Raw genomic sequence first — 14,618 nt, forward strand, 5'->3', positions numbered from 1 at the left:
TTCGATGTCACAGTTTAGAAAGGAAGGAGGAGTATGCCACCAAAAGAAAAATCAAAGGAATTGAAGCATCGAAACATAATCTGTCTGAAACTTACAGACATTGAATTGGAAATATTAAATCAGGCCGCAAGCTCTGTGGGAATCTCTCGTTCAGAATATCTACGAAGATTGTTCCTAAATAGACCAATTCAAATTCATTATGAAGTTGTCGCAGACATCAAAGTACTTCGGGAGCTGGTCGGGCAATACGGTAAAATCGGTTCCAATCTGAACCAGATCGCCAAGTATTTTAATACCGGTGGAACTCATTCCCAGGCTATGGAAAATGAAATCCATCAATGTATCTCCGACCTCTTCCTCTTGCGAAAAAAAGTGTTAGAAATGGCAGGTGATTTTCATGGCAATACTAAAACACATCAAAAGTAGAAATGCCAACTATTCAAATGCCATTGATTATCTGCTTTTCCAACATGATGAGAGCACTGGAAAAAAGATAAAAGATGAAATGGGGCGAAGTCTTTTAAGAGATGAGTTCTACATGGATGGTCTCAACTGTGATCCGATGTCTTTTGACAAGGAGTGTAGTCTGACAAATGCGAAATTTCATAAAAACAAAAAATCATCTGAAATCAAAAGTCATCACTATATCATCAGTTATGATCCTGCTGATGCTATTGAATGTGATCTGACGGGAGAAAAAGCACAGGCTCTATCTTTAGACCTTGCCAAAAAAATATTTCCGGGATATCAGGCTCTTATCGTGACACATACCGATGGTCACAATGGTTCCGGCAATATCCATACGCATATTGTGATCAACAGCGTCCGTAAGGAAGCTGTCAGAAGGCAACGTTACATGGATAAGCCCCATGAAGAAATTGCCGGATACAAACACCGATCCACAAATAAATTCCTGAATTATTTCAAAAAGGAAATTATGGATATGTGCATCCAGGAGGGACTTCATCAGGTTGATCTTCTCTCTCCGGCTGAAACAAAGATCACACAGGCTGAATATATGGCCCAAAAATCCGGGCAGAAAAAATTAGAAGAGACCAACAAAAAAATCATTGCAGATGGATTGAAACCAAATGCCACAATGTTTCAGACGCAGAAGCAGGAACTCCGAAATGCCATCGAAGAATGCAGCTCGCATTCTAAAAGCTTTCAAGAATTTCAATCTCTTCTTTTTGAAAAATATCAGATTTCCGTCATTGAAGAAAGAGGAAGATATCGTTATCTCCATCCGGATCGGAACAAACGGATTACAGAGAAGGCTTTGGGAACTCAATACGGCAAAGAACATTTAGAACAGCTCTTCTTACGAAAAGATCCGATAACCATTCTTTATGTCAGATCGCATTTACGGTTGGTAGTAGATCTTCAGAAAAATGTGAAAGCAATGCAAAGTCCCGGATATGCTCATCGGGTAAAAATATCCAATCTTCAAGAAATGGCAAATACCATTATCTATGTGCAAGAACATGGATACAATACCCAAATCGAATTAAAAAATGCCTTTTCCGAATCTCAAAAACAGTTAGATCAGGCAACAGATCAGCTAATGAAAATGAATGCAGATTTGAAAAACATCAACCGTCAGATCCATTACACCGGACAATATTTTTCACAGAAAGCAATCTATACCGAATTTTTAAAGGCGAAAAACAAAGGCAGATTCCGAAAGGAACACACCGCTGAAATTCAGGCATATGAAGAAGCCCGTGACTGGCTGAAATCTTTTTATCCCGATGGAAAGATGCTTCCTATCAAAACATTGAAGGAACAAAAAAACAGCTTGCAGGAACAGATCGACCAGCAAAAATCATCCATCCGATCTCTAAAGGATCTGACACAAGATTTAAGAACCGTAGACAAAAATGTGGAAGCAATTCTCCACAACCAGGTTCCGAAAAAGCAAAAGACACAGGAACCCGAATTATAAATCATTTTACGAAGGAGGAATTACAATATGACACAAAATGAATTTAATGTTGTCCTTGAACAACAATATCGAAAATGTGCCGATGTCCTGGCACACAAGAAGAAAGAATACACCGGAGACCGCATTGACCGCCTGAGTGCGTTTAAAATCGCTGCCTCATTACAGGGATGCACACCTAAGGCTGCTCTGGCCGGAATGATGTCGAAGCATGTCGTATCTCTCTATGACATGTGTTACTCTTCGCTGCTCCAATTTGACTTAGAACAATGGGATGAGAAGATCACAGACTGCATCAACTATCTCATTCTACTGAAAGCATTGATAAAGGAGGAACAAGCCTATGGATCACATTGAGACAAAGATTTTAAATAGTTATACCATTCAAGAAGCAGCTCAGAACATGGTATTCGCAGCAAGGCTTACCCAACAGGGGCATTCCATTCAAAACATGGATGATCTTATGGCTCTTTATCAGAAATCTTTTACAGATAAAACCGTAGATCGGATTGCCAGTCTTCCTCATCCAACCGTACAGAAATTTACGGTGATCACTGTTGCGATTGTGGGGGCAAGCAGACGTTTTCTTGCACAGATTACTCGTCATCAAAACGAAGTAAAATTCATGAGTGCATCTCTGCAATATAGCAACTATTCAGAAAAAGCTGCATTTACGATCCCATATGAAATCCTTTTTTCCGAACAGAGATACATTGATCTCTATCTGAAAAGCTGCTTATCGGATCTCAGATGTTATCAGGAATTGTGCTCTGTGGGATTTCATCATGATTCTGCAGGATATGCCCTCCCTCATGCTTTAAGAAATATTCTGATTATCTGCGCTACACCTTATGAGTGGAAACATATGATCAGTCAGCGAATCTGCAGGAGAAATACCGACGAAACAAGAATTGTAATGTTGGACATCTGGCAGAAATTATATGAATTTGATCCGGTGTTATTTTCACCGAAGCTGACCGGTCCTTTCTGCCAGAGGGGATGTTGTGAAGAAGGTGCTATGTCCTGTGGAATTCCTATCCCAAAAGAATGGTCTCCATTAGAAATAATGAGAGCAGATTATCCTCTGCTCGTAGAAGGGAGGGAAACTGTTTATGAAAATTAAATTGATCGACTTTGGGTTAGAGAAAGATCATTATCCTTTCCGACCTCATGAAAACGATGCCGGGGCCGATGTATATATGCCTTATGACTACACATTAAAACCAGGAGAGATTGCAAGAATCCCATTAGGATTTGGTCTCATGATTCCAGATGGATATGCCGGTTATGTTTTTCCAAGAAGCAGCATGGCAGCAAAAGGGTTGGTCTGCGAACTTCCGCCTATTGATTCCGGATATCGAGGAGAAATTCATGCCATCATCAGTAATGTTAGTTCAGAATCCCAAATACTCCGCAAAGATACCCGTGTAGGGCAACTGGTTATCACTCCGGTTCTAATCGCCGACTTTGTTCTGGATCTCGGAGAAGCAAGAGATATCGGGGCTTTTGGAAGTACCGGGGAATAAAGATCATAAAACCAGAGGTGCCGAATAATTTATGATTCGACACCTCACACACTCAAAATAACTTGCAGAAAGGAATAACTACTATGATTACATTTGGAAGAAAATTAAATCATTTGAGACAGAAAAATCATCTCACACAAAAAGAACTTGGTATCGCACTTGGCTTCCCCGAAGATTCTACTGATATCAGAATTACACAATATGAAGCAACTACAAGAAAGCCTCTCGATGAAATCCTTGTTAAATTGGATAAAATACTTGGAGTATTATCACTTTACGACAAAATTAACTAACCTTAACATTTGTTCCACTACCACTATAAATTTCTAATAATCCTAAGGTTAACTGCTTTGTGTGTAGATATAAAATTGTCAAACTGGAATTTTATTTTCGCTTACTACTCTATATCATCATCATGTTTATTAGTAAAAAGACTCCCAACAAACATTCCCACTCCCAGTCCTATAGCTAATCCTAATATAGTATGATTGAATACCACGCCTAATGCAGTTCCTACACCTACACCGATGCACATCCCATATATCATTCCATTATATTTATTAGTTTTTTTCATAACTGGTCTCCTTTGCAAATTCAAGATTTATTATTCTTTCCCATTCAATAGTTTATTTACTCTTTCAACCGGAAATCGGTCTTCAATGTCAATTATTTCAAAAAAATTTAGGGGCAATTCTTTTTCTCCAATCAGAGTAAGATATTCATTAACAGCTCTGCGATCAATCATTATTTGAGGAACTGGGCGGCAAATACGAAAGGCAAGGGGATTATTTGATACCGTGCTTAACTGTACCCGCCGAAGAAGAACAGGCAATAGGCATCTGGGGGCAACGGCATTTAGATTATCTAAAACAGTACCGTAAAGTTACATACACCAATCTTCTTACAAGCGGCAGGCTAAACGCCTACCTTGCCGACATCAACAGACAGGCACAGGAACGCTTTGAAAGGCTCATAGAGGGTATGAAACAGGCACAGGGCATAACGGAACAGCTAAAGGCAGAAAACGCCTTAGAATGGACAGGATGCCTCAATAACATAAGGGCTTGTGCGAGGGAGATTGTGGAAAAGGAAATTATTTTTGCATAAACAGATGATTAGTGGCAGGGGGAAATCCTGCCGCTTTTTCTGCTTTAGTTTGTCAGCTTGACAAATAAAGGGTTAAGGAATATAATTAGATTCAGTATTATACAAGGAGTTAATAAATATGCGGCAAGGTATTCTTAAATAAACTGTCAATTTGATAGTGGGAACAAAAAGTAGCAGTCCTGTTTCACTTTTAATATGGGGCTTAGTTTTTTGTACCCAGTTTAAGAATACTTTTATCATGTAATTTTATATGCCCGAAAACATATAAGTGTTTTGGGGCTATTGGAGTTATTTACCCAGTGATAGGAGTATTTATCACTGGGTATTTTTATGCCCTTTTTTGGGTGTTGATAGGAGGAAAATCACATGAAAATAATTAACTTAGGCATTCTGGCTCACGTTGACGCAGGAAAGACAACATTAACGGAAAGTTTATTGTATACCAGTGGTGCAATTGCAGAACTAGGGAGCGTAGATGAAGGCACAACAAGGACAGATACAATGAATTTGGAGCGTCAAAGGGGAATCACTATCCAGACAGCAGTGACATCTTTTCAGTGGGAGGATGTAAAAGTCAACATTATAGATACGCCAGGCCATATGGATTTTTTGGCGGAAGTATACCGTTCTTTATCCGTATTAGACGGAGCAGTATTATTAGTTTCTGCAAAGGATGGCATACAGGCACAGACCCGTATACTGTTTCATGCACTACAGATAATGAAGATTCCGACAATTTTTTTCATCAATAAAATTGACCAAGAGGGGATTGATTTGCCAATGGTATATCGGGAAATGAAAGCAAAGCTTTCTTCGGAAATTATAGTGAAGCAAAAGGTTGGGCAGCATCCCCATATAAATGTAACGGACAATGACGATATGGAACAGTGGGATGCGGTAATTATGGGAAACGATGAACTATTAGAGAAATATATGTCAGGGAAACCGTTTAAAATGTCAGAACTGGAACAGGAAGAAAACAGGAGATTCCAAAACGGAACGTTATTTCCCGTTTATCACGGAAGCGCTAAAAACAATCTGGGGATTCGGCAGCTTATAGAAGTAATTGCCAGTAAATTTTATTCATCAACGCCTGAAGGTCAATCTGAACTATGCGGGCAGGTTTTTAAGATTGAATATTCAGAGAAAAGGCGGCGTTTTGTTTATGTGCGTATATATAGCGGAACATTGCATTTGAGGGATGTTATTAGAATATCTGAAAAAGAGAAAATAAAAATCACAGAGATGTGTGTTCCGACAAACGGTGAATTATATTCATCCGATACAGCCTGCTCTGGTGATATTGTAATTTTACCAAATGATGTTTTGCAGCTAAACAGTATTTTGGGGAACGAAATACTGTTGCCGCAGAGAAAATTTATTGAAAATCCTCTCCCTATGCTCCAAACAACGATTGCAGTAAAGAAATCTGAACAGCGGGAAATATTGCTTGGGGCACTTACAGAAATTTCAGATGGCGACCCTCTTTTAAAATATTATGTGGATACTACAACGCATGAGATTATACTTTCTTTTTTGGGGAATGTGCAGATGGAAGTCATTTGTGCCATCCTTGAGGAAAAATATCATGTGGAGGCAGAAATAAAAGAGCCTACTGTTATATATATGGAAAGACCGCTTAGAAAAGCAGAATATACCATCCACATAGAAGTCCCGCCAAATCCTTTCTGGGCTTCTGTCGGGTTGTCCATAGAGCCGCTCCCTATTGGAAGCGGAGTGCAGTATGAAAGCAGAGTTTCACTTGGATATTTAAATCAATCGTTCCAAAATGCGGTTATGGAGGGGGTTCTTTATGGCTGCGAGCAGGGGCTGTATGGATGGAAAGTGACAGACTGTAAAATCTGTTTTGAATATGGATTGTATTATAGTCCTGTAAGTACCCCCGCAGACTTTCGGCTGCTTTCCCCTATCGTATTGGAGCAGGCTTTAAAAAAAGCAGGGACAGAACTATTAGAGCCATATCTCCACTTTGAAATTTATGCACCGCAGGAATATCTCTCACGGGCGTATCATGATGCTCCAAGGTATTGTGCAGATATTGTAAGTACTCAGATAAAGAATGACGAGGTCATTCTGAAAGGAGAAATCCCTGCTAGATGTATTCAAGAATACAGGAACGATTTAACTTATTTCACAAATGGGCAGGGAGTCTGCTTGACAGAGTTAAAAGGATACCAGCCAGCTATTGGTAAATTTATTTGCCAACCCCGCCGCCCGAATAGCCGTATAGATAAGGTTCGGCATATGTTCCACAAGTTAGCTTAACAGCTTGCAAAAGTCATATAAAATGAGATTTGAAAGGATTAGAGACTAATTATGATGAAATGCGAATGGATATTGTGTCCTGTTTGTGGGAGCAAAACCCGTAATAAAATTAGGAAGGACACTGTTTTGGAGAATTATCCCCTTTATTGTCCAAAATGCAGACAAGAAAGATTGATTAAAGTTGACAACTTGAAGATAACTGTCATCAAAGAGCCAGACGCTTAAGACGCAGAGCCGATGAAATTGTGGAACAATTCACGAATCATCGGCTCTTTTTGTTTCGTATTTGAAAGAACAAACTCACCAAATAAAAAAAACGATATTCGGGTGGGTTATTTTGTTATACCCTAAATTACCCTCTGAGTAAGCACGACCTTAAAGACTTAAAGGAACGGTGCAACGAGCAGAGCTGGGAACAGGGCTTGCATGTGCCGGAGAAAGGAAAGACATTTGCTGGAGAAGTCCGGGAAGAAACGGTGGCATGGAGCAAAGACACCTACCAGCTTTTGAAACAGGCAGAGCAGGGAAAGGTCAAAAGCTATGTGCAGGATATTGCCCTTGCGGTGCTGGATTGTAAGGAAACAGCGACCAGCCGGGAAACCTTTATCCGGCTGATGAATGAAAGAGGGTACGGGGTGGACTGGCAGGACAGCCACAAGTACATCACATATACCGACTTAGCCAGGGAACAGGCAGGAGAAAAGGCTTGTAAAATCAGGGATAACAAGCTGGAAAAATACTACAATATGGATTTTGGAAAGGAGAGTATGGAGCATGAGTTTGAGAGAAATGCACGAACAGCAGAAGCAGAGCAGTCCAAGAGAGCAGCTTCAAGAGTTAAACCGACAGAGCCGGACAGAGCTGGAAAACAGTCTGCTCAAAGAAGCGTTGGCGATGTCGAGCGAGAACTGCGAGGAATTGATGAAGCAGTCAAATCAAGAACAAGTGAGGGCAGAGCAGAACAGGCAGAGAGACGCAGAGCAGAACAGGAAGCTCATCAGCGAGCTGAAGCAGAGCGTAGAGCTGCTGAAGAACAGCAACGAATTGCTTCAAGACGCTATATCGGGCGAGATTGGGAGCCTGAAAGATGAGGTTAAGGAAAACACCGTCCAAGAGGTTAGAAAGGCGTTACAGGCGAATATAGAGGCTATACAGAGGGCTACAAAGCTTCTTGAGAAGCAGTCTGATACACTTACGAGCGTGATGAAGCAGAAGATCCGGGAGCTTGAGGAAAGTAAGAACAGTTTTTTTAGATATGAGGGCTTGAAGTTGTACCTGTTTTGGGGCGGTATGGTCTGCAATATTTTAGTGTTTCTTATGCTGTTGTATGGTATGATTAGTAAGTAAAAAGAAATCGATAAATTAGAATTTGACGGGGAGGTCTCATGAGGACAGAATATAAACACAATCCGCCCATTCCATATAGTCTGCATGATATGCGGGTCAAAAAGATTATAATTCAAGATAAAACAATAGTCCTTGAATTCGAGGACGGATATGAAAAACTTACAGAACCTTTTGAACAGGTCGAGGGAAACATCACAATCGAAGGTGTGGATTTTGATTGTACCTGCGTTATGTTGCAGAGCAAATGGGGAAACTATGGAAAATTCAACGGTGAGAAATTAGAACTGGAACGCTTTATAAAGAGATACAAAAACTATAGCTTTGAAATTGTAGATGAATTATACGGGTATAATCAAGTATTGTATTCTGGTTATTTATCTATCTTAGAAACAGAAGATTTAGTTCAAATGGACATTTCAATTTACTTTACGGGCAAAATTATTTACGATACAAAAGAGTAACAAATTCTAATTTTCAATTTTACAAGTTGGAATTATTCTTTACTATCCATCCACATTAAAACCTTCTTACAATTAGGACAATGCCATGCAGGACTTTCTATAACTGATGTTTTTAGGCTAATGCTTTTTTGCGTAAAAAAGCCTTTTATTCCAGTTTTCCAGTTTTTTTCTTCATCAGAAGTAAATTCGTACCAATGCCCACCACCTTGTCCTATACCTTGAACAGTTCCCTGTTCCATTTCCATTCCACAATCTAAACATTTCATATGCTACTTTCACCTCCACGTAAATTCTTTACATAAGTCTGCTTATCAGGTTATATGCTGTGACTACATAGACGAAAATTGCGATGCCTACAAATATCATAGCATCTTTCTTCGCACCCTTATCATAACACTCCTTTGCATTTGTCAAAAAAGTTAATCCCATAAATACAAACATAATCGGTAGTGTTATATTAGTAGAAACTATGTTCATCAGTCCCAGCGAGCCAAAAATGATAGTTAATACGCTAAATATTGCTTTCCATATACGCATACATAGTCCTCCTTTACAAATTCATATTCGTTCAAACGACAAATATCTCGTTCCTTGAAAAGTCAGCCTGCCAGTATCACCTTCTACAAGCATTCCATATTCTGTTCCAGAAACGCAAAGCTCTATTCTGTCTCCACTTTCCACCAAAAACGTCACATAATACGAAGTGCTGGTTGTAGTATGGAATCCGTGTGCACTGCTCAAATCACCTACATTTGCATGTTGATGATGCGTAATGTTTTCTCGCTTTGCAGCAACGACAACTGACACTGTTAATCTAGGTGACTGATTATTCTTATTCCATGTGATAATTCCTCTCACCAAAGAGAAAATAATGATACCAACCACAATAATAAACATGATTGGAAACATAACGTTTATCAATTCAAGCATCTCAAACGCCCTCCTCGTGTCACCAGATTTTTTGTTTTGGAAACTTCTAATTTTCAATTTTACAAGCTGGGATTTTATTATCGCTTACTACTCTATATCGTCATCATGTTTATTAGTAAAAAGACTCCCAACAAACATTCTCACTCCCAGTCTTACGTTTTACATAAGAAAGGTAGTCATACACCTATATGACTACCCTGACTACTAAGCTCTATTGTTCTCTTTCTGATTATTTCTCTTAAAATAACCTAACATTACGATCAGCATTAATGCAACTGAGGCAATCATTACATGCAATTTTATATCTGTGCTGTCCCCTGTTTGTACCTGTTCTGCCGGTTTTGATGGTTTTGAAGGTTTTGAAGGATTGTCAACCTTCTTATTATATGAATTGTAAAACATTAATTCTCCATACTTCTTACCATCATTTTTTTCTGCAATTACTTGTGGAACCAATTTCCCATTTTCTCCGTTTTTGATATAAACAGCTATAATATAAGAACTTCTATCATATGTATAATTTTCTTTATCCTTACTTGTTTGAACCAAATGATAACGGTATACTCCGCCATGCTGGAACTGCAATGAAATCATCTTTTCCGCATTATTACCATCAAGTACAAAAACATGTCTGTCGTTATCAGAATCTCCCGGCATAGGAATGCCTATGTCTAATGCACGAAATTCATAAGTTCCAGTAAGATCAATTCCTTTTTCATTGCTATTTTCTTCAAAATTTTGCTTAACTGTTAACGGAACCTCTACTACATTTGACGCAGCTAAAACTTTATCAGCAGGAAAACACAAGAAACCAAACAATAGAGCAGCTAACACAAGTATCTGTCTATTTTTCTTCATATTGCGGTTCTCCTTTTTCATCAGCAGTATTTTCTAAAATTCTTCCAATTAGAAGATGTCTGCCGTTTGTACTCTCTGAAGTACAAGTAGATAGCGTTACATATCTTTCATTATCATCAAAAGATGTTTTCTTCAAATATTTTGCGTGTTCTTTAGGTCAGTTTACAAGGAACTACACGCAGACCGTGAAACGGGCTGCTGACAACAAACGGCGCTATGCTCCCGGCTGGGTGCATAGCACCTGTTTGTTGCGGGGGTTTCCAAAGGGGGCAGCGCCCCATTTGGCACACGACTTTGCGGAGCAAAGTGTAGTGTGTTATACGCTCTGTCGGCGTTGCCCTGAAAATACCGTTGCCGCCGGGGAGGGCAAGGGCATTTGACGCGGCAGGAAAGCAGGGCTTTGTTTGGGGCTGGTAAGCCGGAAACAAAGGGCTGATTTCAGCAGCAGACAGGGCGTATTATGAAAGCCCCCGTCCCTCGTCCTCCGCCCCCGGCCTATGGGACAAAAAGTCCCAAAGCTCTGGACACCGTGACCAGATGTGTGGCCACACTCCGGGAAAAGTAGCAGGACGGCAGGAAACCGTCAAGGCTGAAATGAATGGGCTGACGCCCGGCCTTGACCGTTCCCCGCCGCCCCGCTGGATGGGTGGACAAGGTGGCCAATCCCTAAAAGTGTTTGGCCGCACTCGTTCATTTTGGGGCCTTTCTTCTCCCAAAATTGAAATGGGCGGGAAAGCCCTAAAATGGCTTTCCCGCCTTGATTACCCATTAGCAAAGACGGGCGAGACTGTCAACGGCGGCGCTGAAAGCGCCGTTCATCTTGACCGTTGACTGGCTCGCCTGGCTTTGCTACTGCCCGTAAGAGATGGAAAAACAAGATGGAAAACAAGGTTAAAAATGGTTGACAAGTCTATCGGATGTGTGTTATACTGTGCGACAGTTTGAGATTGGAAGGAGGCTTACGTGTGTTAATTTGTGTACGCTAATAAGCAATAAAAAGTAGAAGTACCTTTCCACATGATGGTGGGCTTTTTTTGCGTGCGTATGCAAAGGAACACGTAGGTTTGACACGAGCAGTCTTTGAACTGTATCGTGGTGTTTTTTCGTGCTTTGTTGTTATGCAGGCGTCTGCCCTCTCTGTGGGACAACGCCTGCTTTTTATTGCAGAAACAAAGGAACAATGCAATAAAAAAGGAGGTTCGCATTATGACCCAAAACAACAATTCATGGAGAAAAACTTATTTTACACTTCTTGCCGGACAAGCAATATCCTTTATTAGCAGCGGTATTTTGCAAATGGCCATTATCTTTTATTTGGTTGCGAAAACTAATTCTGCAATCATATTGACGGCGGCAACACTGATTGGATTTTTGCCGCAAGCCTGTTTAGGCCCGTTTGCAGGTGCTTTTGTTGACCGGCACAGCCGTAAAAGCGTAATGATTGGTGCGGATTTGATAATTGCCGCCGCTGGCGGTATTCTGGCGCTGGTGGCGTTTTACATGGAATTGCCCGTATGGTCTATTATGGTTGTCCTGTTAATCCGAAGTGCGGGAACTGCTTTTCATTCTCCAGCATTCAGCGCAGCAACACCTATGATTGTGCCAAAAGAGGAACTTACAAAATGCGCTGGTTACACGCAGACCATGCAAGCAGTAAGTGCGATTATCAGTCCAGCTGCCGCAGCGTTTTTATATGCTGTTTGGCCTCTTAATGCAATTATATTGTTAGATATTGTGGGTGCAATCCTTGCCTGTGTGACTGTTGCGATTTCGTCCATACCAACGCCTGAACTATGTCCAGAAACGAAAAGACAACAGTTTTTACAGGATATGAAAGAGGGGTATGTGGTATTAAAGCAAAACAGGGGCCTCTTTGCTCTGCTCTGGATTGGTGTAATTTATATGTTCTTTTATATGCCAATCAGTACGCTTTTTCCTCTCATCTGTATGTCATACTTCAAAGGAACACCGGCCCATGCCTCTGCCGCTGAAATTGCTTTTGCGGTTGGTATGCTGCTTGGCGGAGTCATTCTGAGCATTTGGGGCGGTTTTAAGAAACGGCGGTACACCATCGGTCTTTCCGTTCTCCTGATGGGCGTTAGCAATATGCTCTCCGGGCTTTTGCCGCCAGACGCATTTCTTGTCTTTGTTGTGTGCTGTACTGTTATGGGAATTTCCGCTCCATTTTACGGTGTGCAAAATGCGATTTTTCAAGAAACGGTCAAACCAGAATATCTGGGGAGAGTTTTTTCTCTACTGACAAGCGCCGCTTCCCTCGCCATGCCGTTTGGCCTTGTCATTTCCGGGCCTCTGGCGGAGCGGCTGGGAGTTGAGAAATGGTTTGTCATTTGCGGAATTGGCATTATCATCGTTGCGCTTGCCGTATTTTTACTACCCGGTTTGAGAGAGATTGACAATACGCAATAATCAACTGCACCTTTTTCTATTACTAAACAAAATGCCTGGATGGTGGTTCTGAAAAACCAGAACCGCCGTTCAGGCATTTTTTATCTTCGTCCTCTCTGCGGTTTTGGATTCTTCAGCAAGTCGGATTTTTCCGCAATCTTTTTCAGCCACTTCCGTTCTTCTACTGACAGCTTCCTAAAATTCAGCTTGAGCCGTTTGCAGATAAACGCCAAGTACGCTTGTTCCGTGTCGCTGTCCTGGCTGACGATTTCACCAGCAGTTTCCAGCATTTCTTTTAGCGGGTTATCCTCTGGGACGCTGAAAAAATCGTCCTTGTGTGTTTCCCGCAGAGCAAGGGCAATCCCGTTTATGTCCCGTTGTATCACATAGCGGCAAAACTCGTCCTCATCAATATGGGCGGTGATAAGCAAATAAAATAACGATTAGAACACCTCCCATACAAGCCAGAAAAGCTGCCTGTAGCCAGTCTTGATAACAGATCACTGTTCCTATGAACAACGCCATAATTCCCAATCCCAATATCTTTTTTGCGATTGCCACCATATGTACTAGCAGCTTCACTCCAGCACCTATAATCGAAATGATAAACCACAATGGAATCAACAACACTTTTCCTGCCACTTTTAAAATACCCATATATGTCCTCCTATCTTGCCAGCCACGGCATATCATGATTTACTTCTGCCCGGTAATATCCACTGATTGTTGAAGGTGCATTGAACAATGCCGCAAGTAAATATTTCTTGATATTCTTGATTTTACTCGTATTTCCTTCCAGACAATGCAGCACATACTCTACATGGGAATAATCCAGCTTCATGAATTTTCCTCTTACCAAGGCTCCTGAATACCAGTTGCTTGCAATCAGTACTTTATCACTCTTACACATAACAGTCTCTACGATCAGATCCACGATTTCATCAATCTGATTTTTGTCATGAGGATGACTCACTAACAAAGAATCATAATCCAGATTGTCTTTGATCAGAGATTGATACGCATGTAACGTTTCCATCTCATCCTCTTCGGATCCTATCCCATCTGCAGATACGATATGATTAGATTTATTCTCACTAAGATTAGTATTGTTAATATTAGTATTATTAGAGTTTGAAATGTAAACTTCTTGAAGTTTATTTTCGGGACTTCTTGAAGTTTGTTTTTGGGACTTCTTGAAGTTTGAAATGTAAACTTCTTCTGTCTCTTCTTCCTCTACAGAAGTTTGATTTATAAACTTCACCATCTTTGATTTTTCTTTTTTCTGTTCCTCACATTTCTCCTGAATAAATGATTTTACATAGATGATCGTAACCTTTCCAAAGCCCTGTCTGCGCTTTTCGATCAAACCTATCCCTTTTTCATCATCCAGCTCCTGAAGAGATTTCACCGCTTTATTTCTGCCACAATTCAATAATTCCATGATATCTTCAATGGAAAAATAGATATATGCCCGATTTTCTTCATCAAACCACTGATTCTTAATGGATAAAGACATTCTGTCCAGCATCAAACCGTATAAGATCTTCGCATCACTGGAAAGATCCTTAAAACACTCATTGGTAAATAACGCTTTTGGTATTCTGTAAAAACTAAACTGGTCTGCTTCTGTTCCATAAAAATATTTAAAATTCATTTTTTTGTCCATGTATCTTCCTCCCTTCCTTTCTCTCATAGAAGTCCTTTTTTTAAACTTCTGTATCTCTTTTTTCTTTGAGGTATCTTATTTTGACAACC

At 40.4% G+C, this 14,618-nt stretch carries 19 protein-coding genes and 1 pseudogene; 12 read left to right on the plus strand and 8 right to left on the minus strand.

Annotation, left to right across the window (positions count from 1 at the left end; all coding sequences use genetic code 11):
- Positions 1–33: 33 nt before the first annotated feature.
- The 6 genes from C0979_RS06075 (at position 34) to C0979_RS06100 (ending at position 3,761) form a co-directional block, all read left to right on the plus strand.
- A complete protein-coding gene (locus tag C0979_RS06075) occupies positions 34–426 on the plus strand; it encodes a plasmid mobilization protein (RefSeq protein WP_016439442.1) in 393 nt (130 codons plus the stop codon).
- Positions 398–1,945: a relaxase/mobilization nuclease domain-containing protein gene (locus tag C0979_RS06080; RefSeq protein ID WP_016439441.1), complete on the plus strand. Its 1,548-nt coding sequence runs from the start codon at positions 398–400 to the stop codon at positions 1,943–1,945. The genes C0979_RS06075 and C0979_RS06080 overlap by 29 nt, the downstream gene beginning before the upstream one ends.
- 27 nt (positions 1,946–1,972) lie before the next feature.
- Complete coding sequence (locus C0979_RS06085; protein WP_004606466.1) at positions 1,973–2,299, plus strand: hypothetical protein; 327 nt, start codon at positions 1,973–1,975, stop codon at positions 2,297–2,299.
- The gene (locus C0979_RS06090) at positions 2,286–3,065 is read left to right on the plus strand and encodes an FAD-dependent thymidylate synthase (RefSeq protein ID WP_009247023.1); all 780 of its coding nucleotides are present in this window, start codon (positions 2,286–2,288) and stop codon (positions 3,063–3,065) included. Before C0979_RS06085 ends, C0979_RS06090 begins: the two co-directional genes overlap by 14 nt.
- Positions 3,055–3,468 (plus strand): dUTP diphosphatase, encoded by a 414-nt coding sequence (locus C0979_RS06095; protein WP_009247024.1) that lies wholly within the window; start codon positions 3,055–3,057, stop codon positions 3,466–3,468. Before C0979_RS06090 ends, C0979_RS06095 begins: the two co-directional genes overlap by 11 nt.
- Positions 3,469–3,551: 83 nt before the next feature.
- Positions 3,552–3,761, plus strand: coding sequence for a helix-turn-helix domain-containing protein (locus C0979_RS06100; RefSeq protein ID WP_009247025.1), 210 nt, complete (start codon positions 3,552–3,554; stop codon positions 3,759–3,761).
- A 104-nt stretch (positions 3,762–3,865) separates the two neighbouring features.
- On the opposite strand, the gene C0979_RS11990 is transcribed toward C0979_RS06100, so the two are convergent.
- Complete coding sequence (locus C0979_RS11990) at positions 3,866–4,042, minus strand: glycine zipper domain-containing protein (RefSeq protein ID WP_008976817.1); 177 nt, start codon at positions 4,040–4,042, stop codon at positions 3,866–3,868.
- Between the two features lie 182 nt (positions 4,043–4,224).
- Between C0979_RS11990 and C0979_RS06110 the strand changes: the two genes are divergently transcribed.
- The 5 genes from C0979_RS06110 (at position 4,225) to C0979_RS06140 (ending at position 8,669) form a co-directional block, all read left to right on the plus strand.
- Entirely contained in the window at positions 4,225–4,575 is a 351-nt protein-coding gene (locus C0979_RS06110) for a TnpV protein (protein WP_035102904.1), read from the plus strand.
- 366 nt (positions 4,576–4,941) lie between these two features.
- A complete protein-coding gene (gene tet(O) / locus C0979_RS06115) occupies positions 4,942–6,861 on the plus strand; it encodes a tetracycline resistance ribosomal protection protein Tet(O) (protein ID WP_000691758.1) in 1,920 nt (639 codons plus the stop codon).
- A gap of 54 nt (positions 6,862–6,915) precedes the next feature.
- Positions 6,916–7,086 (plus strand): cysteine-rich KTR domain-containing protein, encoded by a 171-nt coding sequence (locus C0979_RS06120; RefSeq protein WP_004614788.1) that lies wholly within the window; start codon positions 6,916–6,918, stop codon positions 7,084–7,086.
- 203 nt (positions 7,087–7,289) lie between these two features.
- The gene (locus C0979_RS06130) at positions 7,290–7,952 is read left to right on the plus strand and encodes a relaxase family protein (RefSeq protein WP_002909884.1); all 663 of its coding nucleotides are present in this window, start codon (positions 7,290–7,292) and stop codon (positions 7,950–7,952) included.
- A 294-nt stretch (positions 7,953–8,246) separates the two neighbouring features.
- Complete coding sequence (locus tag C0979_RS06140) at positions 8,247–8,669, plus strand: hypothetical protein (RefSeq protein ID WP_002801797.1); 423 nt, start codon at positions 8,247–8,249, stop codon at positions 8,667–8,669.
- A gap of 32 nt (positions 8,670–8,701) precedes the next feature.
- Here C0979_RS06140 and C0979_RS06145 read toward each other — a convergent pair whose 3' ends face one another.
- The 4 genes from C0979_RS06145 to C0979_RS06160 form a co-directional block, all read right to left on the minus strand.
- On the minus strand, positions 8,702–8,935 hold the full coding sequence (locus C0979_RS06145; protein WP_009247027.1) for a PF20097 family protein: 234 nt from the start codon (positions 8,933–8,935) through the stop codon (positions 8,702–8,704).
- A gap of 28 nt (positions 8,936–8,963) precedes the next feature.
- The gene (locus C0979_RS06150; protein ID WP_009247028.1) at positions 8,964–9,206 is read right to left on the minus strand and encodes a hypothetical protein; all 243 of its coding nucleotides are present in this window, start codon (positions 9,204–9,206) and stop codon (positions 8,964–8,966) included.
- Positions 9,207–9,227: 21 nt separating this feature from the next.
- A complete protein-coding gene (locus tag C0979_RS06155; RefSeq protein WP_009247029.1) occupies positions 9,228–9,599 on the minus strand; it encodes a DUF2500 domain-containing protein in 372 nt (123 codons plus the stop codon).
- A gap of 204 nt (positions 9,600–9,803) precedes the next feature.
- Complete coding sequence (locus tag C0979_RS06160) at positions 9,804–10,457, minus strand: streptococcal pilin isopeptide linkage domain-containing protein (RefSeq protein WP_009247030.1); 654 nt, start codon at positions 10,455–10,457, stop codon at positions 9,804–9,806.
- A gap of 1,206 nt (positions 10,458–11,663) precedes the next feature.
- Here C0979_RS06160 and C0979_RS06175 point away from each other — a divergent pair.
- Positions 11,664–12,884: a Mef(A)/Tet(V) family efflux MFS transporter gene (locus C0979_RS06175; protein WP_002584949.1), complete on the plus strand. Its 1,221-nt coding sequence runs from the start codon at positions 11,664–11,666 to the stop codon at positions 12,882–12,884.
- Positions 12,885–12,964: 80 nt separating this feature from the next.
- Here C0979_RS06175 and C0979_RS06180 read toward each other — a convergent pair.
- The 3 genes and pseudogenes from C0979_RS06180 to C0979_RS06190 all read right to left on the minus strand — a co-directional run.
- A pseudogene (locus tag C0979_RS06180) lies at positions 12,965–13,291 on the minus strand (helix-turn-helix domain-containing protein); the annotation flags it as partial.
- A complete protein-coding gene (locus C0979_RS12115; RefSeq protein WP_101695151.1) occupies positions 13,272–13,520 on the minus strand; it encodes a hypothetical protein in 249 nt (82 codons plus the stop codon). The pseudogene C0979_RS06180 and the gene C0979_RS12115, both read right to left, overlap by 20 nt.
- Positions 13,521–13,530: 10 nt before the next feature.
- Positions 13,531–14,529: a DUF6017 domain-containing protein gene (locus tag C0979_RS06190; RefSeq protein ID WP_101695152.1), complete on the minus strand. Its 999-nt coding sequence runs from the start codon at positions 14,527–14,529 to the stop codon at positions 13,531–13,533.
- Positions 14,530–14,618: the final 89 nt, after the last annotated feature.

Origin of the sequence: Dorea phocaeensis, from assembly GCF_900240315.1 — a bacterium.
GTDB classification, from domain to species: Bacteria; Bacillota; Clostridia; order Lachnospirales; family Lachnospiraceae; genus Dorea_B; species Dorea_B phocaeensis.

Excerpts from the sequence above, each read along its gene's own strand:
- C0979_RS06100 (WP_009247025.1), top strand. The coding sequence starts at position 3,552 with ATGATTACATTTGGAAGAAAATTAAATCATTTGAGACAGAAAAATCAT.
- C0979_RS06155 (WP_009247029.1), bottom strand. The coding sequence starts at position 9,599 with ATGCTTGAATTGATAAACGTTATGTTTCCAATCATGTTTATTATTGTG.
- C0979_RS06150 (WP_009247028.1), bottom strand. The coding sequence starts at position 9,206 with ATGCGTATATGGAAAGCAATATTTAGCGTATTAACTATCATTTTTGGC.
- C0979_RS06145 (WP_009247027.1), bottom strand. The coding sequence starts at position 8,935 with ATGAAATGTTTAGATTGTGGAATGGAAATGGAACAGGGAACTGTTCAA.
- C0979_RS06160 (WP_009247030.1), bottom strand. The coding sequence starts at position 10,457 with ATGAAGAAAAATAGACAGATACTTGTGTTAGCTGCTCTATTGTTTGGT.
- C0979_RS12115 (WP_101695151.1), bottom strand. The coding sequence starts at position 13,520 with ATGGGTATTTTAAAAGTGGCAGGAAAAGTGTTGTTGATTCCATTGTGG.
- C0979_RS06120 (WP_004614788.1), top strand. The coding sequence starts at position 6,916 with ATGAAATGCGAATGGATATTGTGTCCTGTTTGTGGGAGCAAAACCCGT.
- C0979_RS11990 (WP_008976817.1), bottom strand. The coding sequence starts at position 4,042 with ATGAAAAAAACTAATAAATATAATGGAATGATATATGGGATGTGCATC.
- C0979_RS06085 (WP_004606466.1), top strand. The coding sequence starts at position 1,973 with ATGACACAAAATGAATTTAATGTTGTCCTTGAACAACAATATCGAAAA.
- C0979_RS06175 (WP_002584949.1), top strand. The coding sequence starts at position 11,664 with ATGACCCAAAACAACAATTCATGGAGAAAAACTTATTTTACACTTCTT.
- C0979_RS06075 (WP_016439442.1), top strand. The coding sequence starts at position 34 with ATGCCACCAAAAGAAAAATCAAAGGAATTGAAGCATCGAAACATAATC.
- C0979_RS06140 (WP_002801797.1), top strand. The coding sequence starts at position 8,247 with ATGAGGACAGAATATAAACACAATCCGCCCATTCCATATAGTCTGCAT.
- C0979_RS06190 (WP_101695152.1), bottom strand. The coding sequence starts at position 14,529 with ATGGACAAAAAAATGAATTTTAAATATTTTTATGGAACAGAAGCAGAC.
- C0979_RS06090 (WP_009247023.1), top strand. The coding sequence starts at position 2,286 with ATGGATCACATTGAGACAAAGATTTTAAATAGTTATACCATTCAAGAA.
- C0979_RS06095 (WP_009247024.1), top strand. The coding sequence starts at position 3,055 with ATGAAAATTAAATTGATCGACTTTGGGTTAGAGAAAGATCATTATCCT.
- C0979_RS06080 (WP_016439441.1), top strand. The coding sequence starts at position 398 with ATGGCAATACTAAAACACATCAAAAGTAGAAATGCCAACTATTCAAAT.